At 61.4% G+C, this 21804-nt stretch carries 23 protein-coding genes; 16 read left to right on the top strand and 7 right to left on the bottom strand.

What is annotated here, in order from left to right:
* The first annotated feature begins 9 nt into the window (after positions 1–9).
* Positions 10–378 carry a glutaredoxin gene (locus SVU69_11835; GenBank protein ID MDY6943686.1) on the top strand — a complete coding sequence of 123 codons (369 nt, stop codon included), beginning with the start codon at positions 10–12 and terminating at the stop codon, positions 376–378.
* Positions 379–385: 7 nt separating this feature from the next.
* On the opposite strand, the gene SVU69_11830 is transcribed toward SVU69_11835, so the two are convergent.
* The 7 genes from SVU69_11830 to SVU69_11800 are packed head-to-tail and all read right to left on the bottom strand — an operon-like array spanning position 386 to position 6029.
* Positions 386–1066 (bottom strand): MOSC domain-containing protein, encoded by a 681-nt coding sequence (locus tag SVU69_11830; GenBank protein ID MDY6943685.1) that lies wholly within the window; start codon positions 1064–1066, stop codon positions 386–388.
* A 40-nt stretch (positions 1067–1106) separates the two neighbouring features.
* A complete protein-coding gene (locus SVU69_11825; protein ID MDY6943684.1) occupies positions 1107–2330 on the bottom strand; it encodes a tetratricopeptide repeat protein in 1224 nt (407 codons plus the stop codon).
* Positions 2327–3001 carry a TonB family protein gene (locus SVU69_11820; protein ID MDY6943683.1) on the bottom strand — a complete coding sequence of 225 codons (675 nt, stop codon included), beginning with the start codon at positions 2999–3001 and terminating at the stop codon, positions 2327–2329. Before SVU69_11820 ends, SVU69_11825 begins: the two co-directional genes overlap by 4 nt.
* Entirely contained in the window at positions 2998–3363 is a 366-nt protein-coding gene (locus SVU69_11815) for a biopolymer transporter ExbD (GenBank protein MDY6943682.1), read from the bottom strand. The genes SVU69_11820 and SVU69_11815 overlap by 4 nt, the downstream gene beginning before the upstream one ends.
* A gap of 47 nt (positions 3364–3410) precedes the next feature.
* Positions 3411–3926, bottom strand: a complete 516-nt coding sequence (locus tag SVU69_11810; GenBank protein ID MDY6943681.1) for a MotA/TolQ/ExbB proton channel family protein — start codon at positions 3924–3926, stop codon at positions 3411–3413.
* Positions 3919–5256, bottom strand: a complete 1338-nt coding sequence (locus SVU69_11805) for a MotA/TolQ/ExbB proton channel family protein (protein MDY6943680.1) — start codon at positions 5254–5256, stop codon at positions 3919–3921. Before SVU69_11805 ends, SVU69_11810 begins: the two co-directional genes overlap by 8 nt.
* Entirely contained in the window at positions 5253–6029 is a 777-nt protein-coding gene (locus SVU69_11800) for a DUF3450 domain-containing protein (protein ID MDY6943679.1), read from the bottom strand. Before SVU69_11800 ends, SVU69_11805 begins: the two co-directional genes overlap by 4 nt.
* A 228-nt stretch (positions 6030–6257) precedes the next feature.
* On the opposite strand from SVU69_11800, the gene SVU69_11795 reads away from it, so the two are divergent.
* The 15 genes from SVU69_11795 to SVU69_11725 all read left to right on the top strand — a co-directional run.
* Positions 6258–8357: a TonB-dependent copper receptor gene (locus SVU69_11795; protein MDY6943678.1), complete on the top strand. Its 2100-nt coding sequence runs from the start codon at positions 6258–6260 to the stop codon at positions 8355–8357.
* 910 nt (positions 8358–9267) lie between these two features.
* Positions 9268–11202 carry a phage tail sheath subtilisin-like domain-containing protein gene (locus SVU69_11790; GenBank protein ID MDY6943677.1) on the top strand — a complete coding sequence of 645 codons (1935 nt, stop codon included), beginning with the start codon at positions 9268–9270 and terminating at the stop codon, positions 11200–11202.
* A gap of 79 nt (positions 11203–11281) precedes the next feature.
* Positions 11282–11791: a phage tail protein gene (locus tag SVU69_11785; protein ID MDY6943676.1), complete on the top strand. Its 510-nt coding sequence runs from the start codon at positions 11282–11284 to the stop codon at positions 11789–11791.
* Positions 11791–12591 carry a hypothetical protein gene (locus SVU69_11780; protein ID MDY6943675.1) on the top strand — a complete coding sequence of 267 codons (801 nt, stop codon included), beginning with the start codon at positions 11791–11793 and terminating at the stop codon, positions 12589–12591. The genes SVU69_11785 and SVU69_11780 overlap by 1 nt, the downstream gene beginning before the upstream one ends.
* A gap of 41 nt (positions 12592–12632) precedes the next feature.
* The gene (locus SVU69_11775) at positions 12633–14141 is read left to right on the top strand and encodes a hypothetical protein (protein ID MDY6943674.1); all 1509 of its coding nucleotides are present in this window, start codon (positions 12633–12635) and stop codon (positions 14139–14141) included.
* 3 nt (positions 14142–14144) lie between these two features.
* On the top strand, positions 14145–15173 hold the full coding sequence (locus SVU69_11770) for a DUF4255 domain-containing protein (protein ID MDY6943673.1): 1029 nt from the start codon (positions 14145–14147) through the stop codon (positions 15171–15173).
* Positions 15170–16504 (top strand): AAA family ATPase, encoded by a 1335-nt coding sequence (locus tag SVU69_11765; protein ID MDY6943672.1) that lies wholly within the window; start codon positions 15170–15172, stop codon positions 16502–16504. The genes SVU69_11770 and SVU69_11765 overlap by 4 nt, the downstream gene beginning before the upstream one ends.
* Positions 16498–16776, top strand: a complete 279-nt coding sequence (locus SVU69_11760) for a hypothetical protein (GenBank protein ID MDY6943671.1) — start codon at positions 16498–16500, stop codon at positions 16774–16776. The genes SVU69_11765 and SVU69_11760 overlap by 7 nt, the downstream gene beginning before the upstream one ends.
* Before the next feature lie 3 nt (positions 16777–16779).
* Positions 16780–17427 carry a hypothetical protein gene (locus tag SVU69_11755; GenBank protein MDY6943670.1) on the top strand — a complete coding sequence of 216 codons (648 nt, stop codon included), beginning with the start codon at positions 16780–16782 and terminating at the stop codon, positions 17425–17427.
* Positions 17427–17711: a hypothetical protein gene (locus tag SVU69_11750; GenBank protein MDY6943669.1), complete on the top strand. Its 285-nt coding sequence runs from the start codon at positions 17427–17429 to the stop codon at positions 17709–17711. The genes SVU69_11755 and SVU69_11750 overlap by 1 nt, the downstream gene beginning before the upstream one ends.
* Complete coding sequence (locus tag SVU69_11745) at positions 17711–18817, top strand: hypothetical protein (protein MDY6943668.1); 1107 nt, start codon at positions 17711–17713, stop codon at positions 18815–18817. The genes SVU69_11750 and SVU69_11745 overlap by 1 nt, the downstream gene beginning before the upstream one ends.
* 36 nt (positions 18818–18853) lie before the next feature.
* Positions 18854–19669: a phage baseplate assembly protein V gene (locus tag SVU69_11740; protein ID MDY6943667.1), complete on the top strand. Its 816-nt coding sequence runs from the start codon at positions 18854–18856 to the stop codon at positions 19667–19669.
* Positions 19670–19682: 13 nt separating this feature from the next.
* Positions 19683–20063 (top strand): GPW/gp25 family protein, encoded by a 381-nt coding sequence (locus SVU69_11735; protein MDY6943666.1) that lies wholly within the window; start codon positions 19683–19685, stop codon positions 20061–20063.
* A 4-nt stretch (positions 20064–20067) separates the two neighbouring features.
* The gene (locus SVU69_11730) at positions 20068–21240 is read left to right on the top strand and encodes a hypothetical protein (GenBank protein MDY6943665.1); all 1173 of its coding nucleotides are present in this window, start codon (positions 20068–20070) and stop codon (positions 21238–21240) included.
* Positions 21237–21804: hypothetical protein (locus tag SVU69_11725; GenBank protein MDY6943664.1), on the top strand; the 568-nt coding region annotated here is incomplete at its 3' end. The genes SVU69_11730 and SVU69_11725, both read left to right, overlap by 4 nt.

Genomic DNA, 21804 nt, shown 5'->3' with positions numbered 1-21804 from the left:
AGGAGAATTATGTCTCGGGCAATTTTGGACGAATCGCGTATACATGAGGCCATTCGCGAGCGGATTTCGCAAAACCATCGCGACATCGTCGATGAAGTCGCCAAGGCGGTCGAAAGCAATCCGATCGTGGTTGTGGGGATGTCCCAGAATCCCCATGTGAAACGGGCTCGCAAGGCTTTGGATGCCAAGGGGATCGCGTTTGCCTATCTGGAATACGGCAGTTATTTTGGATCCTGGCGGCGGCGCAACGCCCTGAAAATGTGGACCGGCTGGCCCACCTTACCCATGGTGTTCGTCAACGGCAATCTGATCGGTGGGGCGGACGAACTGGAAGCGTGGATCGGCAGCGGAGAACTGGCCAACGCGCTGGGCGGATAGCGCGGCCTCAGCCGTTCGATCGCAACCATTCCAGTCGTTGTGAAAAGCGCTGGCGCCAAACCTGCGCCAGCGCTTCCATTTTAGCCAGAGCAGCCAATACGTCCATCGGTGGGCGGGTGTCGTTGGCAATCTGCCATGTCTCGGCCACGCTCGGCGCATCCTTCAGTCGATCAGCCAGTATCAGTCCATCGCCTGGCTCGACCGCACCGGGTTGACACACGCGATAGAGCCAGCCGGACCGGCCCGTATCGCTCATCTGCTGTGCCAGACCCACCACGCCGGAGCGATGTTCCACTTTCCAGCACGGGCGGCGGGGTTGGCTGATCTGAATCAGGGCCGTGCCGAGTCGGAACACATCGCCGATCCGCACGTCGTGTTCGGTGGCACCGACCGTAGAGAGGTTTTCTCCGAAAAGGCCCGCCGACATGACCTCGGCATAGCCGCGATGGCGTTGCCGCCAGTAGCGGTAGTGTTCCGAGGGATACTGACACACCGCGCGCTCGGGACCGCCGTGCACCCGGCGATCGGCTTGCTGATCACCCACAAAACCCTCCACCTCCAATATCAATGGTTCGCTCGTCGGCTGTTTGAAGATTGCGCTGGCTTGACCTTCGGGCGGCAACGGGCGCGATGTGCCGATCGACAGTTGCTGCACGGTGATTGTGGCCATTGAATCGATGAATGGCATGGGATTCCCCGGTCGGAATGACGACACTCAGCGGATGGCTTCAGCCGCGATCTCGGTCGCCTCGTTTGCGGGCGAGCACTTCTTGCCAGTAGGAGACCTGTGGCGCCAGCTTAGGATCCCGGCCGGCCTGCTGCAAGGCGCGATCGGCTGATCGGTAATCACCCGATTCGCAGGCGCTGATGGCCAATAACAATGCCGTTCGCGCCGCATTTTTGAGTCCGCCTTCGGCCAGCGCACGCTCGAATGCATTCGCGGCGGAATCCCATTGTCCCGATTCATAATAGAGATTCCCCAAGCGCTCTGCGGTGGTTCCGTCTTTGGCCAAGGGCACAGCCCGGGTCAGTGGCCCGATCGCCATCTTGTTTTCCCGTGCCATGAGCCATAACTCTGCCGTCAGCGTGAGGTTCTCATGGCTGGCCGCGAGGCGTCCGTCGTCCAGCCACGTGCTCATCAAACGGGCGCCGTGCTCGGGAATACCGCTGGCCGCATGCAGCCGAGCGAACTGCAGCAGGTCGGCTGGGTCGATGTGACCCAGCCGATAGGCCAGGGCGTATGTGGCCAGTGCCGCCTGGCGACGATCGCGTTGCAGGTAGGTGTAGGCCAGTTGTTCCCAGTGGCTTTGCTCTTTCGGGTTGATGCGGATGAGGGCCTTGAGCGGAGCTTCCGCCTCACGATACTCGCCCCGTTGCATGTGACTTGCCGCCAGGATTCGATACCAGGCGGTTTCCGGTTTGTCGCTCTGGGAAATGGCCGATCGGGCGTGATCGATGGCGCGGGCGCTGTTGCCGAGCCGATAGTGGGCGTAGGCAGCCCAGCCGTGGGCCCGTGCTTGCTCAGGATGGGGCGGCAGCGCGATTTTGAACATCGACTCGAATGCGCCGATCGCATTTTTAAACGCCTCTTCCTGGACGTACAACTGTCCCAGCAGATACCACAACTGGCGCGTGTCGTCGGGCGGCAGCGTCGCTTTTTGCAACGCGCCTTCGAAGGCGTCGATGGCGGGGCCATGCCGGTGGAGTCCCAGTTGGGCGTAGCCCAGGTACTGCAGCAACATGGCCGTGTCGTGATCGGTCCCGGGGCGCGAGACAAGGGCTTTTTGCAGAATGACCACGGCCTCGGTGTGGGCATCGTGGTCCATAAGCTCTCTGGCTTGGTTCAGCACCTGATAGGTTGCGCGGGTGACGGCGGGATCGGACGGGATGCCGACAGCCGGCCAAATAGCCACCGCTGAGAGGATGGCGAAAATCGCGACCCGGCGCTTCATGGTCCGTCCCGGAGCTGGAATTCGAAGCGTTGCATGGCACGAATTTCCACCGGCCGGCCATCGCGATAACGTGGCTCAAAACGCCACTGGCGCAAAGCCATCAGCGCCGAACGTTCGAAGACATTGGGCGGCTCCGCCCTCAGCACTTCGATGTCAGTGACCCGGCCCTGCTTGGTGATTGTGAACGCGACGTCGACATAGCCCTCGATTCGGTCAAGCCGGGCCCGAATGGGGTACTGCGGCGGCACGTGCATGGTCGGAACCACGTTGGTTTCCAGCGATCCGAATCCGGGCGAGAGACCGGGTTCCCGAACGGGTTCGGCCAAGGTGGCGGGCAGAGAGGGGCCGGTTCCGACCCGGATACCCGGTGTAATACGTATGGCGGGGACGGTCATCGGCAACGACATCAAGGTGGCGCCTTCGGCCACTGAACCGACTGCCCGTTGCGGCATGGGGGTTTGGACCGTCGGCGTGGGTTCGGTGCGGGTGATTGCCGCCCGTCGTGAGGGCACCGGCTCACTCGGTTCCGGCGTGCGGATGAAATCCGCCAGCCGGATCGGTTCGGCCAAAATCATCTCGGGTGGGCCTTCGTGATGCAGCATGGCCTGCATCAACAAAAAGAGCAGCGTCGTGACGCCGAGGGAGACCACCGAAATCGCGAGTGGTTTCATCGCTCGATGGGTTGTGCGGCGGCCACTGCGACGTTCTCGACGCCGGCCAAGCGGGCCTGATCCAGTACTTCGATCACAACGCCGGTGCGGGCGTTCTCATCCGCCAGGATGACCACCGAGCCTTCCGGGTGCTCCGCGTGCAAGCGTTCGACATGCCGCCGAACCTGACGGACATCCACCACCTGTTTGTCGATCCAGATTTCACCGTCGCTGGTGATACCCACCAGAATACTGGCCTGCTCCTGAACCACCGCCGTGTGGGCGCTGGGCCGCTGGACTTCCACGCCGGCTTCTTTAGTGAACGACGAGGTGACCGCAAAGAAAATTAGGAGGATGAACACCATATCAATCAACGGTGTCATGTTCAGCGCCACGCCCTGCGCGCGGCGTCTGTGTGTCCGCGGCCGGATCACGCGTCGTCTTCCAGATTTAAATGGTCCAACTCCTGTTCGACCCGATGGTCCAGGTCGGCGCTCACGAACAGACCGGAGAGCGCGACCACCAGTCCGGCCATGGTGGTGATGAGCGCTTCGGATATGCCGCCCGCCATGCCGCGCACATTGCCGGTGCCAAACACAGTCATGACGTCGAAAACCTTAATCATCCCCGTCACCGTGCCCAGCAGGCCCAGCATCGGCAGCGCGCCCGTAAGCGCCCGGATAAATCCCAGCGAGCGTCTCATCTTGCCGGTATACGTGGCCGCCAGTCCGTCCAGATAGCGTCGACGCGCCAGCCCCCGCCGCGGCAGTCCGGGTGTCTGGGCGGCGGCTTGGATACGGCGACGAAGCGGTCGGCGCTCCAGCCACAAGAACCAATAACGCTCGGCAATCAGGGCCCAAAGCAGCAGCGACGCCACCAGGATGAGCCATAGAATCAGGCCGCCTTGGGAAAACAGTGGTTCCAGCCGCCAGATCAGTTCAATCATGACGTTCGGTCCACTCCGGCGTGATCTGGCCAATCAGCTCCGCACTGGTTCGGTCGAGGCGGTCCACCAGTCGTTCGGCGTAGCCTGCCAATAAACTGTGGAGCAACAGCAAAGGAATGGCGACGGCCAGCCCCAGTTGGGTTGTGATCAACGCTTGCGAGATGCCGCCGGACATCAGTTTAGGATCGCCGGTACCGAACAGCGTGATGGATTGAAAGGTTTCAATCATCCCCGTAACGGTGCCTAGCAAGCCCATGAGCGGGGCGATGGCGGCCAGAATTGCCAGCAAGGCCAAACCGCGGTTCAGTCGCGATGATTCCACCGAAATGGTCTCGTCCAACCGCAATGCCACGCGCTCCAAATCGGCTTCACCGCCTTCGGTGGCGATCTCGTTCAATCGTTTGATTGCCGGGCTGTTGGCATTTCGAATTCGCCGCCCCTCGAAACTCAAGGCGATCATCCGGTAGAGCACCAGGGCCAGACCGGTTGCCCCCAGAACCAGAATCGCCACGCCGATGATGCCGCTTTGGCGAATCCGCTCGCTCACATCGGGGGTTTGAACCATCATCGCCAAAATAGCGCCCTTGGATGGGTCCAAGGGGAAGGGGTGCAAACCTTCGGGCGCGCGCTCAAGCTCCCGTGCGTGCGCGCGCTCACGAAGGTCCGGCTGACGGGCCAGCTCGACCAGGCGAGCGGTATCCGGTAAATAGCGCAGAAAGTTTCCATCACTGATGGCATTGAACACGCCCACTCGCACCACGGATCGGGTACCTTCGTTGCCCGACGCATCGATCACGGGGGCTTCGAAGCGCACGGTTTTTCCGCTCAGTGTCATCTCCTCGAGCATCATCAGCCAGAGTTGTTCGATGTCCTTTAGTGTGGGGGGACGCTCCGGACCGGCGATGGCTTGCAACGCTGTCCCACGTTCGGGTTGTTGGGCCGAGACCAACGACGAACCGATGACATTGTTGGCTTCATTCGCGCTTTGCCGCACCACCGCGAAAACTTCCGTGAGATCGCCGGCACGCTCCGCCAGGCGGTTCTCTAGCTCCTGGAGTTGTTGCTCATTGGCTTGCTGCTCCGCACGGAGTCGATCGGCTCGCGTGCGGGCCGCATCGCGCTGGGCAATGGCCTCCGTCAGCAGTGCGCGTTGACGATCCCGGTTTTGAAGGAAACGGCGTTCGCGGGCTTCGTTGTGGCGCGTTTGGTCGCGCTGTTCAGTGCGAACCTGCTCTAGGAGTTGATCCAGCGTGGTGACGGATTCGGCCGACACCGTTGGCGATCCGAGTGCCTGACAGATCAACAACAGACCCAAGAGTCGGATTCTCACGGTGTGACCTCCGGTGCCTCGATCGGCAGCGGAACGAGATCGGGCGGTGCCTGCTTGCGTGCGATCCGCAGCCCTTGAGCGATGGCGTTGGCATAGTGGGTCGGCAGTGGCTGCCAGTTTTGTTGCGCCCGATCCCAGTAGCCAACCTGTTGTTGATCGAAGCTCTGGTAGTAGAGTCCCAGGCGGCCGAACCGAAGGAAGTCCACGGTGCGCGGTTGCTCATCGATGGTCACCACGCCACGATAGGCCTCCACGGTGTGTCCGTAGCCCATTTCCACTTGATAGGCTTCCATGACACGGCGATATTTTTCCGCCAGTGACACATCGGTCCGATCCATCAGGGATTTTAATTGAGCCAGCCGTTGAGCCCGCTCCTCGGTGAGGAACGGAGTGTCGAGGGTGATGAATGTCTCCAGCACCTCCACCATGCGCAGCATCAGCGGCACGAAGTGGCGTTTGGTGACTTCTATTTCCTGCAGCTCTTTGTTCAACGTGGCCGTTTCGCGGATTTGGTTCGCGACCATCCGTTCCAGCTGGCCGTTGTAGGCGTTCAGCTCATCCAACTCCAACGTGGCTTCGCGATATTGCGCCAGCAGACGCCGGGTTTCGTCATCTAACGTGTCCACGGTCTTCTGGGATTTGGCGGCACTTTGCTGGGTGTCGGTTTGAGTGCGCAGCGCATCATCGAGGCGGTCCGGCTGCCCGGTCGCCAATAATGGGATGCACAGCGAGGTCAAAACAATAAAACGGAAGAAGCGGTGTTGTTGTTTCATGGACTAATAGGGTCATTCGTTTTTCGCTAAGACCCGAGGTGATCCGGTCTGCGGGCGTTGTAACGGAGCAGTCTACCGATATTAAACGGGTGATGATATCGAAGTGAGTCTCATTCTAGCGATGCGACGATTTGTCGCATCGGCCCCACGAGCCGAACCGCTTATATTAGAAAAGATGGAAACAACGCCAGTGCTCACGCTGGGACCACGAAAGGGAATTATCGAGACATGAGAGCATATGCCGACCTGGGCTTTGGACTGACTCTGGCGGTGATATCGGTGGCGGCCATCGCCGAAACCGAAACCGAAGCCCCAGAGCCGGAAGAAACCATGCCCACCGTGGTGGTCGAAGACGAAGCCATGGGGGAATCCCACGAAGAAGTTTACTTGCCCGAGCAGCTGGGTACCGGCGTACCCGCAGACAGCGCCGAAGCGCTGCGAAACATCCCGGGCGTATCGGCTCAGCGGATGGGCGGACACGGCCTGGAGCCGATTATTCGCGGTCAAAGTCAGAATCGTCTGAATATCTTGCTCGACGGCGCCTACATCTACGGTGGTTGCCCCAACCGAATGGATCCGCCCACCGCGTATGCAGCGATGGACACTTATGACCACATTACCGTGGTCAAAGGCGTGCAAACCGTGAAATACGGTGGTGGTGGCAGCGGTGGCACGGTGTTGTTCGAGCGTCGGCCACCGTTACTGGGCCCTGACAAGTCGGTCACGGGCCGGGTCGGTTTGGGTGTGAAGACCAACAGTGATACCGGCGAGGGGTCGTTCGATATCGCTGGCGGGAACGAGCGGTTTTACGTGCGTGGTATCGGCGCCATTGCCGACGCGGACAACTACGAAGACGGCGACGGCAATGAAACCCGAACGGCCTACACCGCTCGCAGCGCCGGCATCACGGCCGGTTACACGCCCAATCGGCAAACGGAACTGGCGCTGGATGCCGATTTTATTCGGGAAGAGGATGTGTTGTTCGCCGGGGCCGGCATGGACTCCCCGCAAAGCGACAGCGATATCTATCGTCTGCGATTCAAGAGTGACACGGATTACGGCGCGGTCTCGGGGATTGATGCCCAAATCTATCAAGCCAATGTCGATCACGTGATGGACAACTTCAGCCTGCGGCCGGCACCCATGATGAAGATGGAAGTGCCGACCGAATCGGATACCTCCGGGGGTCGCGTGGGTGTGGATTTCGACACCGGATCGTGGCGCTGGACACTGGGTGTGGATGCGATGCGGAATGAACGCCAAGCCACCCGATTCACCGGGATGACCCTCGACGCGGTGCAGTCTGTCCTTTGGCCTGATGTTGAGATCGACCAGCAGGGTGTGTTCGGTGAAGTCGAGATTCCACTCGCCACCATTCACCGGGCCAAAGCGGGAATTCGTTACGATCGCGTCGAGGCCTCTGCCGATGCCGCAAACCAGAGCACAGATTTCACCAGTGATATCGGCGGCTCGCCGGTCAATACCCCCAATGATTTATACCAGGCCTACTACGGCGTGGACGGCGATGAACAGGATGAAGACAACTGGGGCGGTTTCGTCCGTTATGAGCACAGCTTGGGGCGGTACGATCGCTACGTCTATGGCGTGGTCAGTCGCGCCATGCGAACGGCGGATGCGACCGAGCGATACCTCGGGGGCAACAGCGCCAGTGCGATACAGCGGTGGATTGGCAACCCCGGCATTGAGCCGGAACAACACACCCAGGCCGAAGTGGGCGTGGATTGGGGCAGTAGCGATTGGAGAGTAACCGCAAGCGTCTACTATGACGACGTCAGCGACTACATTCTTCGGGATACGGCCCGTGGCCAGGCGGGTATTTTGCAAAGCGATGGCGCGTCGATTTACCGCAACGTTGAGGCGGAGCTCTATGGCGGCGAACTGGGTGGCAGCGTGGACTTGACCGATGCTTGGACGGTCAGTGCCACGGTGGCCTACGTCCACGGTACCAACACCGACGATGACAGACCGCTACCGCAGATCCCCCCGTTGGAAGGTACATTGGGCCTTGATTGGCAGGGCCGCGTTTTTGAGTGGGGCGGCTTGGTGCGGATGGCGGATCGGCAGGATCGGGTCGACTTGGCAAGTCGCCAGGATGTCCGAGAAACCCCCGGTTGGGCCGTGCTGGATCTCTATGGCGTGTGGCACGTTGATCCGGCCGCCGATGTGCGTTTCGGGGTCAACAACGTCTTTGATGTCGCCTATGCCTACCACGTCAACCGGGCCAATGTGGACCCTTTTAACCCGGAACCGATTCAGGTCAATGAGCCTGGCCGCGTGTTTTGGGTCAAACTGGCCGGACGGTTTTAGCTGTCGGCCTGTCTGACCGACAAGGGAATCGTTTACCATAAACGGCTACCGATAGGTAGCCGTTTTTTTTAAAATCGGGTGAATTTTATAATAATCCTAATTAACAAAAAAAAGGCCCGAAATACACGGGCCTTAAGTGCGTTACGGAGGATGTGAGATGGTCGTCCCATCTCTATCGCGTCTCCATGAGAGGAGCGATTTAACCAAGCGGCATCGGCCTCGATTGGTTAATTAGCGTTGGGGGATCAACCGTGGGATATCGAATCAGCAACTCATCTGTCGGTTGCCTCGAAGCATGTACTGATCCCCGCAACTTGAAGCCTAGATTAGCAGCGCGGTATGGACTTCTTCACTGATCTGGGTCAACCGGAATGCTCACTATTCGCGGCATTGAGGCTGCGCGAATCCACAGGGCAAGCGGGGGTGATGCGCGAAAATTCGTTGTCCAACGCACAATCGTGGGCCAGCGGATAAGAGAATTGATTTTTTGTCGTTCTGCCAATCGTTTGCGCGGTGAACCACAAGCCGCGAGATCGCACTCGAGACCAGGTTCGCGCTTGACGTTCTCTGGCGCTTGCATACACTGAGCGGAATACGACGGGGTCTGGCGTTATTAAAGCAAGCGCACTTGCACTGCAAACGTCCGGGTGAATTGACCGTCGCAACATTCTAAGCGTCCGACCCCAATAAGGACATTCGGGAATGGCAGTTGTTTTCGCACCGGTAGCCCCTGCTGCCAGCGTTTTTGCCACACGCTTCTGCGCGCTTACCACACCAGGGTGTGGCTTGGCGTATTTCAACGAATCAAATACCCCCTCAGTTGCCTTCGGCGATTGCTCTCAGCGGTTTCTATTCGGTATTCCCTATTCCCAATCACAACGCACCCGTTGCGTGACACAGGAGATCCGTCATGCCCAGCTATCTTCACCCCGGCGTGTACGTCGAAGAGATCCCGAGCGGATCCAAGCCCATTGAAGGCGTTGCGACCTCGGTCGCGGCTTTCGTCGGTTACACGGTGAAAGGCCCGCTCGGTGAACCGACGCGCATCAACAAATGGGACGACTACGCCAGTCGATTCGGTGGAATTCGCGATCTGGGACAGCAAGCTGCGGGCGATCCCATGGGTCATGCCGTTGCGGCGTTTTTTCGCAATGGGGGCACCACCGCCTATATCGTTCGCATCACCAAAGATTGGACTGACGATTTGGTGAAGGACGCGACGGCCGCGGTGGGATACCTAGACTACCCGCTGGCGGGCGACACCGATCATGTGCTGGCGTTCACCGCGATCAACGAAGGTGTTTGGGGCAACGGTTTGGTGGTCCAGATGGCAGCTAATGCCACCGATTCAGCGGCCTACGACGTCGAGATCGGTCGAAAGGATGCCGATGGCGTGTTCAGCGCCAGCGAGAGCTTTTTTGCCTTGAGCATGGATCCGAATAATCCGCGTTACATCAAGGGCGTTGTTAACGGGGCCTCGGAACTGGTCAGTGTGGCCCTCCTCGACGCAGACGATGTCACGCTGCCGACGGATTCGTTTCTGGGCACCAGCGTCAGTGGTGACCTCACCGGCGCCAGCCTGGATTTCACCGCCGCCAGTGAGGTGGACCGCACGCTGGAAGTGGCGTTGGATGGACAGCCACCTTTGAACGTGGTGTTGGAAGCGGTCGATTACAGCGGCGATTTGTCGGCATTGGCGGCGCGCATTCAAGCGCAGGTCCGCGGTGCCTCGGCCGCCGAACGCCGCGCCAATTTCACCTGCGTGGTCGAGGGTACCGCCTTGGTGTTGACCTCCGGTTCACGCAAGCCCGAGTCAGCGGTGGTGGTCAGTCCGGCTGTGGGGCCCGCCGCCATATTGCTGCTCGGTGAGACCAACGGTGGTACCGAGATCACCGGCGAACAAACCGCCAGTACCGAGGCCACCTTGGCGGGCGGTGCCGATGGCAGCCAACCCGGCACGGCGGATTACCAAGCCGTGTTTACGGCATTTTTGAAATACCGCGATATCAACATTCTGTGTCTGCCCGGCCAGAGCTGGGCCGCCAATGGCAGCGGCAACGCGGTGATCAGTAGCGCCATTGCCCACGCCGAAAAGACCAAGAGCCGGGTGGTGATCGTCGATCCGCCGGTTGACGAGGAATTCACCACCGAAAAGCAAGTCAGCGATATGCGGCTGCCCACATCGACCTATTCGGCGCTCTACTATCCGTGGATTAAAGCCAGCAACCCGTACTACAGCGCCGACAGCAACCCCAACGCCCCGAAAACGGTTTTGGTTCCCCCGTGCGGCGTCGCCGCGGGCATGTGGTCCAAGATCGACGGTCGGCGGGGTGTGTGGAAAGCGCCGGCGGGTGTGGAAACCGGTTTGTTGGGGGTTTCCGGTTTGCAGTACACCGTCGAAGATGCCGAGCAAGGGGTACTCAATCCGCTGGGCGTCAATTGCCTGCGCTCCCTGCCCAACTTCGGCTCGGTGGTCTGGGGTGCACGCACCTTGGCTACCAAGGCCGATCCGGAATGGCGTTATGTGCCGGTCCGGAGGACAGCGATCATGATCGAGCAGAGTATTTACAACGGCATTCAGTGGTCGGTGTTCGAGCCCAACGACCATCGTCTTTGGTCGGCCCTTAGAACCAATATCGACTCGTTCATGAACGGCCTGTATCGATCGGGTGCGTTTCAGGGCGAAAAAGCGTCCGATGCCTACTTCGTGCGTTGCGGCCTGGGCGACACCATGACCCAGGGTGACATCGACCGCGGCCAGGTGATCGTGATCGTCGGCTTCGCGCCGCTGAAGCCGGCCGAGTTCGTGATCGTCCGCATTCAACAAAAAATTGGTCAGCAGTAAGTGAGCTGAGTCGTTCGGGTGATCGGGCTGCGCGCCGGGTCACCCGCTCAAGCAAGATTTCGGTGTCAAGGAGGCACACATGGCCGCACCCACATTTCCTGTCAATACCCATCGTCACGATCCGTATCGGACCTTCAAATTTCAGGTTTTGATCGACGGACAACCGGTCGCCGGTCTAAGGAAAATGACCGCATTGAAAAAGACCACCGAGACCGTAAAATGGCGCACCGCGGGGGATCCTTCTCACGAACGGGTGATGCCGGGCGGCACCAGTTTCGAAGCCGTGACCCTGGAACAGGGTCTCACCCACGACCCGGTGTTCGAGAACTGGGCGAACCTGGTCAACAACATCGAAGGCGATGCGGCGATGTCACTTAAGAACTTTCGTAAAGACATCGTCATAAACGTATTGAATTTGCAAGGACAAGTTGCGATTTCTTATCGTCTTTTCCGGGCGTGGGTGTCTGAGTTTCAGGCTTTGCCGGATCTGGACGCGGGCACCATGAACACCGTGGGCATTCAATCCATCAAGCTCGAACACGAGGGCTGGCAGCGCGATACGGGCGTGTCCGAACCGACTGAAAGCTGATGAATCTGCCCGGTGGCCTTTGGCTGGCCGGCACGCTGCACCGCGAGTTCGCGTTTCGTCCCGTCACCGGTGCTTTGGAGCTGGCGATCGCCGAGGCGAACGAAACGGCGGCCAACCTGCCGGCCAAGGTATCGGAAGTGTTGAGCTTGGCGTTGGCCACAGTGGGAGGTTTTGCCGCCGACCGCCCGGCGGTCGCCAGTTTGGCGGTGGGTGACCGGCAATTTCTCATGCGCCAATTGTCGGCCCGCATGGGGGTCGACCTGGTCTGGTTGAGTGCTCAGTGTGCCGGGTGCGACGAGCGCTTCGATTTCTCCGTTCAGCAATCGGTGTTGCCGTGTAACGAAGCAGCTGCCGGGTTCCCGTTTGTGACCGTGGCCACCAGTCGGGGGCCCTTGGAGGTCCGGGTGCCCAACGGCGCAGACCAGGAAGTCATTGCCCAGTTGGACGATGAGGCCGCGCGTCAAGCGTTGTTGGTGCGGTGCGCCGGGTTGGAGTCGGACCCCGGCCGGTTCAATCGACTCACCGATGAAGACTGGTTGCGTGTCGAGTCGGCATTGGAATCCGTAGCGCCGGCCCCGGTTTTGGCGGCACAAGCGCCGTGCCCCGTTTGCGGGGCGGATAACACCGTGGAGCTGGATCCCTACTGGTGTCTCAGCCTGGCCCAGGGGGAAGTGTTTGAAGAGATTCACATATTGGCAAGCCACTACCATTGGCGCGAAGCGGACATTCTGGCCATGCCCCGGCATCGCCGGAAACGTTACTTACGGCTGATCGATCGTGCCCGGGGGATGGCCGAATAGTCGGGACCGCGGAACACAAGAATCTAAGGGCAATCAAAATCGTGGGATTTTTTTCCGACATCATCAAGGACAGTCACCGCCGCGCAGCGCCGGACGCGACGCGCGTTCTGTCCTCTACTGGCGACGGCATGGGCGATGCGTTTCGTCCAGATCGCGCGATGGCGGATTTTCAATCGCCGGGGCCAGAGCCGGCGATTTCGTCTTGGGAGGAGGGCGCCGGTGTCGTGCTCGGGGAAACAGATGCGTCGGCGGTCGAGTCATCGGCCGCGCCGTCTTTCGGGGAGAACTCGGAGACGGACGTTGAAGCGGAGCCGGGATCGCGAATCGGTGAACGTCAGGCGGTAAGCCCCTCGTGGTCAGGCGGTCTCCCGCGGGAAGATGCGCAGGCGACGTCGGATTCGGAGCGGGCGTTTCGTTCGTTCCGCCGCGTTGAGGGTGTGTTAGCGGAAGGGGTCAGATCGGCGTCGGAAAGTGGTGCTACGGCGCGTCAACACGAACGGGATTCGGAACCGCGATCGTTGTCGTCGCATGTTCCCTTCAGTGGGGCTGCGGGTGTGGCAACGGACTCGGAACCGTCTGGCGATTCGTCAGCCGTACGTGGTGCTGTGGACACAATCGGTCGAGATGCTTTGGTACGTGATGGCATTCCAGCGAGACGGCAAGCGGGTCGTGAGGCCCGTGCGGGTGTTGCCGCCCCTCCCAACCTTATGGCACCGACAGGGCCCGACGAAGCGCGCGTTGATGAAACGTCCTCACCGTTGGTTGAATCGCCCGTTGTCGCAGCGGTCGAGGGGGGTAGCCCCTCAACGGCGCCTTCCGTCATCTCGCGGGAAGCGGCCGGTCCCGTAGTGAATGCGAAGCGCGCCAACAAGCCGCTTCTCGCTGCGGAGCGATCCCGAACATCGGATTTGGCCAAGGCTTCCCGGCAGCACTCGCCGGCTTCAATACCCACCGAAACCCCGGTCGCTCAGGAGGCTTCATCGCAAACGAACGGCATGCGTGCCACCGCGCCCGAACAGCCGTCCCAGGCCGTTTCAACGCATCATGCCGGTCGGCGGTCAGTGCCGTCGCCGGGTGCGCCTAAAGCTGAATCATCGGGTATCGAACTCATCGACGGACCGGAGGGCGTTGAGCCCGGACAAGCACGCGTTGATGAAAGGCCCTCACCGTTGGTTGAATCGCCCGTTGTCGCAGCGGTCGAGGGGGGTAGCCCCTCAACGGCGCCTTCCGTCATCTCGCGGGAAGCGGCCGGTCCCGCGGTGAATGCGAAGCGCGCCAACAAACCGGCGGCCACGGACCCGTCGCCGGTGGCTCGAGCCGAGCCGCGTGCTGCCGTGGCCACGGTATCCCAACCTCAGGGGAGATGGGCCGGCCCGCGCATCAACGCACCGTCCACCCGAACCCCACCCGAGCCGCAGGTGCGTATCGGGCAAGTGGACATCATGATCGTTCACCAAGCCGCCGAGGGCGCGGGAAACGCCAAGACCCACAAGACGCGGGATGGGCGGCGCAGCAACCTGGCCAGTCGACTGTATCTGAGGAATCTCTGAGCCGTGGCGCTACCTCACTCTTCGGTCTCTCGCGTCACCCGCGCCATTGTTGATTTTGTCAGCGATTCGCTGGACGCCGCCAACCATTCCATCCGGGTCACGCTGGGTAACCCCGCCCAGGCGGCACCGGCGGAGACCGATACCGAACACCGCATCAACTTGTTCTTCTACCGTTTCGAGAGCGGCGGTTTCGATGCAGACGTCTTGCCCGGTGATCCGTGGCGGCTGCGGCTGCATTGCCTGATTACCGCCTTCGGTGTTCAGGATGACCAAGTTGGGCCGGGAGAGAACGATCTTCGCCTCATCGGCGAGGTCATGCGGGTGTTTCACGAGACGCCCGTCCTGCCGCTGCAGGACGTGGAAGGAGCATCCGTTCGCGTGCAAGCCATCTTCCAGCCGCTGACGGCCGATGAAATCAATCATCTCTGGTCCACCCAGGGCGATGTCACCTACCGCGTCTCCGCCGCCTACGAGTTTGCCTTGGCACCGGTCATGCCTCGCGAGCGCGCGCTGGGTAGCCCGTTGGTGGGCCAGTTGGGGCACAGCGTACACGGCGTACTCTCCGCTCGTGATGAGACGTTTCAAGGTCAGGCCGTGGCGCCTCCGGTGGCGGCCCACCGCGTGGATGCCACGCGGGATGATTGGGCACCGCGGATCTGTTGGGTACGCGATGGCCAATGCAGCCAAAGCCTGGCGTTTCCGGTCGGCTCGCCGGAACTTGCCGGGTTTGTACCGCAGGTTTGGGCGGTGGGTGCGTCCGGTGCCAGCGTGCAATTGGCCTGGCAGGCCTGGACAGCACAAGCCGGCTGGGAATCCATCACCGATCCGGTGAGTGTCGTTGTCGCCACGGATTGGCTGGATCCGGAGCGGGTAAATGATGCGGCGTTGACCCCACTGGTACTGCCGTTTTCCGACCAACCGGGGCAACTGTTACTGCATGCCCAGCGCAGCTATACCCGGGCGGTTGATGGTCATACCCTCACCGTGCGGAGTAACCCGCTGCTCGTGACCCTCTACGAGGACGGGGTATGAGCGCCGTGACCCATTTGGAACAACTCGATGCCTTGAACGCCGAATGGGGCCGGATCGATTTGCTCGCGCAGTGCCTTTCGGAGATGCGCCAGGGGCGCGATTTGTCCGAGGAACTGTTGGCGCGACTCAAAGAATCCCAACAAGCGGTCGAGGCCGCACGTTCGATGGGCTTATGGCAGCGGGTGGTGAACGCCTCCTTGGGCCGCCTGGAGTGCGACCTCTTGGCCTGCGTGCTCGCGCCGGTGGCGGAGCCGCGGCTGGGTTATCTCTACCAGGGGCTGCAAATCGGTGCGGCCCAGCCCTACGCCACCCCCGCCTTGATTCAGGAACTGTTGGCCTTGGATGTCGGCGGCTCGGCGCTGCTCTACCAGGCCTTATCCGGCGATGCGCCGCTGCGACGCGAGCAATGGTTGCAACTGGAATCGCTCGATCCCTTCCAGCCCATCCGGCCCTCGGATGCGTTGATCGCCCGGGTGCTGCGCCGCCCCGCCGGCGATGCCAAGATCCCCGGTGCCCGGCCTGTGGTGGGGGAGGTGCCGTGGGATTCGCTGATTTTGCCGCCCGACCGGCTGGCCATGTTGCGGGAATTTATGTGGTGGATTCAGCACCGTCGTACGGTGTTCGAGGAGTGGGGCGCTCGTCCCTCCGGGGGGCCGGTGGCCCTGTTCGCCGGTCCGTCGGGCACGGGCAAAACCTATGCCGCCCAGGTCATCGCCAGTGCCCTGGGCTGGCCGCTGTATCGGGTGGACCTCGGTCAGTTGGTGAGCAAATACATTGGCGAGACCGAGAAAAATCTGAACCGGCTGTTCGACACCGCCCATGGCCGCTCGGTGATTTTGCAGTTTGACGAAGCCGACGCCCTGTTCGGCAAGCGGGGCGAGGTGAAAGAGGCACGGGATCGCTACGCCAACATGGAAGTCAGCCACCTGCTGGCCCGTATCGAAGCCCACGAAGGCCCGTGTATTTTGACCACCAATTTGCGTCGGAATCTGGACGCCGCCTTCGCCCGGCGGTTCCAGTTGGTGATGGACTTTCCCCGGCCGGATGCGCTGGCGAGAGCCCGCTTGTGGCAGCACCTGATGCCGCCCGCGGCGCCGCGGGCGAGGGCGGTGGACCCGGTCTTTTTGGGCGCCAGCGTGAATTTAACCGGCGGTGGCATTCGCAACGCCGCCCTGCACGCGGCGGTGCTGGCCGCCGGAACGGAGGAGCCCATCGGGCTCCACCACATTGCGCTCGCGGTCTGGCGCGAGCTGGGCAAGGACGGTCGGGATCTGTCGATCAGCGATCTGGGTGCGCTCGCCCCTTATCTGCCGGAGCAAGGCTTGTGCTGAACATCGACCGGCTCTCGCTGAGGTTGCCGCCGGGGTTCGAACATCGGGGTGGCGAGATCGTCCAGTTGTTAGGCGAAGCGCTCGCCGCCCGACGTGTGTCCGCATCCGTTTCCCTGGAACGCTTGGAAATTCCGCCCCTGACGGTGGATCCGGCGGCCAGCAACGCCGCCATCGCCGAGCAGATCGCCGGGGCCATTCACGCCGGCCTGACGGACCATCAAAACGGAGGCGGTTCGGTGTCTCCTCCTGCCCCGTGGAAGATGAGTGAGTAGCTTATGTTGAATATCACGCGCGGCTTGTTGCTCGAATACGCCTTGGCCATTCCGCCGAAAGTGCTGGTGTTCGATTTTAACCCCAAGACGCTAACCCGGAACCGAACCATCACCGTGGAAACCGGCAATGCGCCTGGCACCCGGGGCGGTTACGACTTTGTCTCACCCACCGAAACTCCGCGGGTTTCGCAGGGGGTCTCGGTGCAGCCGGAGTCGTTCAACCTGACCATACTGCTCGATGCCACCGATCGCATGGACGCGGGCGAAGCGATTGCCACGGAGTTTGGGATTCAGCCGGAGCTCGATACCTTATTCACCATGCTGGCACCCAAATCCCAAGGCCCTGGCGGCTTGCAAACCCTGGCCAGCCTGGGGCTGGGCGGGGAACGCGCATTCCAGCGCCACGAGTCGGCATCGGTGCTGTTATTCGTTTGGGGTTTGCACATCCTGCCGGTGTTTCTCACCAGCGTTCGGGTTGACGAAAAGGCCCATTTGCCGTCGCTTATTCCCTATCGCGCGGAAGCGACCTTGGGCCTGCAGGTCATCGAAAGCAACAACCCGTTTTGGACGGTGGAGCAAGTGCGGCAGATGGTGGGTGCAACCCTCAATACAGGCCGGACCATCGGCAGCGCCATCGGGGGGCTGTTCTAATGTTCCGCAAGAATTCCCGTTATGCCCAAACGGCCGGTTTTAGCGGGGAGGGCGCTGCAGTGTTTGACGGCATTCGCCCCCGCACCATCGGGGCGGCCACCGGTGTGTTGGAGCACACTGTTCGCGAAGGCGACCGGCTCGATTTGCTGGCCCGGCATTATTACAACGACGACCGGCTGTGGTGGCGAATCGTCGATGCCAATCCGGAATTTCTCAATGGCGCCGACGTGGTGCTCGAGGATATGGCCGGTGAAGTCATCCTGATCCCGAAGGCACGCGAATAATGGGCCTTTTGGATTTATTTTCCGATTCGTTCCGTGAGCCGGCCGAATGTGTCATCAAGGTGGATGGTGAGGAAATCACCGATTTCTACCCTTTTTTGACGGAGGTCACGGCGGATTCCGGCCGCCAAATATCCACCGAGGCGACGTTGCGCTTTGAAATTCGCCGCGACGAGCACGGCCGCTGGACCGTTTTGGACGACGAAGTTTTCATTCCCTGGGCGCCCATCGTGATTGAGGCCGCGTTCGGCAGTCGAACCGAAGAGGTGATGCGAGGTTATGTCCGCCAGGTCGATGTGGACTACCCCGAGCAACAAAACGCCGCGACGCTGACGGTGCAGTGTCGCGATGAGTCTTTGCGGCTGGACCGCGAACATGTTCGCGTGGTGTGGGGCACCGAGGAAGAGCCGGTCAGCGATGAGGACATTGTTCAGCAAATCGCCGACAAGTACGGCCTCAGCCCCGATCCCGATAACGGCGCCGGCCAATCTGAGTTGGTGCAGCAAAACCAGGATTCCACCGATATCGCCTACTTGCGCCGGCGGGCCGAGGCCAACGGCTACGAACTCTTGTTCGAGGCCGGCCATGTGTACTTCGGCCCCATGCGGTTGGACGCCGAGCCCCAGCCCACGATCAATGTTTATGCCGGGCAGTCCACCAATTGCCTGCGTTTTTCCACCCGTTTTGACGGTCATCAGCCCGACCAGGTCGCGTTCGAACTGGCAGAACCGGAAGGTGCGGGCGTCACCGAAGTGGTGGTGGAACCGGATTTGCCACTGTTGGGGACCCGTTCCGCCGACAGCGGCGCGGCCGGGCTGGAGGCGTTCACCTGGCGCATGTCCAAAGAGGGTGGGCGTAACGAAGAGGAACTGACCGCCCTGGCCCAGCGCAAGGCCAACGAGTTCGCCCTGAAACTCAATGCCGAGGGTGAGTTGGACGGCACCCTTTATGGCTACGTGCTGCGCGTGGGCTTGCCCGTGCGGGTGGACGGCGTCGGCGAGTCCATGGGTGGGGTGTACTACGTGGACGAGGTCAATCACCGATTCGATGCCGAAGGCTATCGGCAGGCGTTTCGATTGCTTCGCAATGCCTACGGAGACGATGCCTGACCGGGCCGTGATCGTGACGAGCACCGTTGGAGAGCCATGATGGACGAAGAATTACTGACCAAACTCGCCAAACGAATCGAAGGCAAGTACTACGGCAAGTACCGCGGTTTTGTGTTGGATCGGGCCGATCCCGAGCAGCTCGGGCGGGTGTTGGTCCAGGTTCCTTCCGTTCTGGCCTCCGAACCGGTGGGTTGGGCCTTGCCGTGTGCGCCGGTGGGCGGCTTGGACAATCAGGGAATGTTTGCCATTCCCGAGGTGGGTGCCCAGCTTTGGGTGGAATTCGAAGAGGGCGATATTGCCCAGCCCATCTGGACCGGCACCTTCTGGCAACCGGGAACCGTCCCGGCGGAGGCGGCTTTGGATGAGCCCACCACCACCTTGTTCCGCACACCGTCCGGGCATACCGTTCAATTCGACGACGCCGAGGGCGAAGAACAATTCAGCTTGCGTCATCCGGCCGGTGCCGAAATGCAGGTGGATAAAGACGGCACCGTGGCCATCACCGACGCCCAAGGCGCCAAGCTCACCCTGGACGCCGCCGGCGGGCAAGTGATCGTCGAGGACGCCAACGGCAACACCTTGACCATGACCAGTGCCGGTACCACGGTCGAAGATGCCAACGGCAACAAGATCGAAATGGCCGCCTCGGGCATCAATGTCAAAGGACAGCAGATCGTGATCGAGGGTTCGCAGGTCATGCTCGGTGGCGCCGGCGGCGAGCCGGTGATCAAAGGCCAGAGCTTTCTGACCTTGTTCGCCACCCATGTGCATCCCACCGGCGTGGGACCCTCCGGTCCGCCCATACCCCAGGGCGAGATGAGTAGTTTGTCCATGAAAGTGATGACGGCTTGAGGAGCGATTGGTCATGCCACGATTGAGCGACCCGGGGTATTTGGCCTTTCCGTTCCGCGTTAAGGCCGACGGCGCTCGGACCAGCGGCCGGGCGGCCCACGTGCGCGAGCAAATCGAGCAGGTCCTGTTCACCGATCCGGGGGAACGGGTATTTCGACCGGAATTCGGCATCGGTGTGCGCTCATTGGTGTTTGAACCCAACAATTCGCCCTTGTGGGAAGTGACCAAGAAACGCTTGCTCGCCAGTTTGGCGGAGGCCCTGCACGGAGAGGTGGACCCCCGAACGCTGGTTCTGGACGTGTACGGCGAGGAGGAGAAGCTCTTTGTCGTGATCAGCTACACCCTGGCGGCCATCGGTCACCAGGAAAGTCACCGATTCGAGGTCACGGGATAGGGCCATGGCGAAAACACCCACCGCCGAGCTGAGCTTTACCGGCCAATGCCCGGATTGCGGCGAGCGCACCGTTAAATTGCCCGACGCCTTGCCCGAGGTAGGGGACGACTTCGACTGGCGGGTGCGGGACTACGACAGCTTTACCCAGTTCATGCTGGAAGAGCTGATGGCGCGGTTTCCCGAACGTCGCCGCTGGACGCCGGGGGATCTGGAGGTGGTCCTGGTGGAAGTCCTGGCGGCTGTGCTGGATCAGTTGTCGGACATGACCGACCGGGTGGCGGCGGAATCGTATCTGGAAACAGCCCGACGGCCGGAATCAGTGCGAAGGCTGTTGAGCATGATTGGCTATGACGCGGTTGCAACGGCCACCGCCCGGGGCGATATCGAGGGCGACCCCGACCCGCAAGTCGCCGCCGATCGGCTCACGCGGTATTGGTTGGACAATCCCCACGCCATGGACTTGGCGCGCTACGCTGGACCCCGTGCCGTCCACACCCAACACCGTATGGTCACCACCGATGACTACGGTATCCGGCTGGAAGAGCATCCTTTGGTATTGCGGGCGCAGGCCTGGACGGAATGGGGCGGTTCCTGGGAACTGGTCCGCGTGGCGATCATCGGCTGGAACAACCGCGAGCTGGACACCCCCATCGACGATTACCCCTCTGATCTGCGCCCGCAGATCGAACAGTTTCACGCTGAGCGCGGGTTGTCCTTGCCGCCATTGGATCAATCACCGACTATCCGCACCATCCTGCGGCCCTATGTCGACGCCTATCGCATGGCCGGGCAACAAGTGTTTCTGCAGGGCGCCGTGGCGGTGGGAATCTATCTCGATATCTCCATCCAGGTCACCGGCGACTACTACCAATCCGAAGTGCGTCGAGCCGTGGCCCAGGCCTTGGGAACGGACCCCGGCGGCTTTTTCGAGCCCGGTCGGCTGCGTTTTGGCGAAGAGCTCTACGCCGCGGATATTTTTCAGGCCCTGATGGATCTGGACGGGGTTCAAAGCGTGTGCCTGAATCGCTTCAAGCGCGTGGGGGGGCAGTACCCGGATCAGTCCGCTGCGGGCGAGATCGTGTTGAGTGATTTGGAAATCGCCGTGTGCGACAACCGGCCGGATCGACCCGAACGGGGCTATTTCCGGTTAGTTCTGCATGGGGGGTGGCGCGGATGAGCGACCGGAAAGACCTCACCCGTTGGAATCGCGCTGGCTTGAGTCGGTTCCGGTACGTGGACGGCAACGCCGTGACCTATCTGGAGGCGCTGCGCGAGACACTGGCGGAACAATTCCCACAGTGGAATGCGCTGCAGGTGACGCCGCCGCCGGAGGCCGACGAGCCACACGCCAATAGCGAATACCTAAGACGCATCCAAGCCCAATACCACGGTGAGCGGCAGGACTACGGCTGGGAGATCGCGCGCAGCTTTGCCCGGGCCTGCCACGTATTGACCGAGCACCTCGACGCTTACGCCAACGAAGCGTATCTCGGTACGGCGACCCAGTGGGACAATGTCCGCCGCATCGTCGAGATGTTGGACTACCATCCGGCCCCGCCGGCTTCGGCGTCCACGGCGCTGGCGTTGGTTCTGAAGGAGGGCGCAGCCGGCACCGTCGCCGCCGGCACCGTCGCCGCCGGTTTGCAGTTCAAATACACCCCGCCGGAAGGCGGTGCCCCGGTGATCTTTGAGACCCTGGAAGACCTGGAAGCGGATGCGCAATTAAACGACCTGCGCCCCC

The organism is Pseudomonadota bacterium (assembly GCA_034189865.1).
Lineage (GTDB): Bacteria > Pseudomonadota > Gammaproteobacteria > UBA5335 > UBA5335 > JAXHTV01.
Note: the sequence above shows the minus strand (reverse complement) of the source record. Positions and strands in the feature narration are given on the sequence as shown.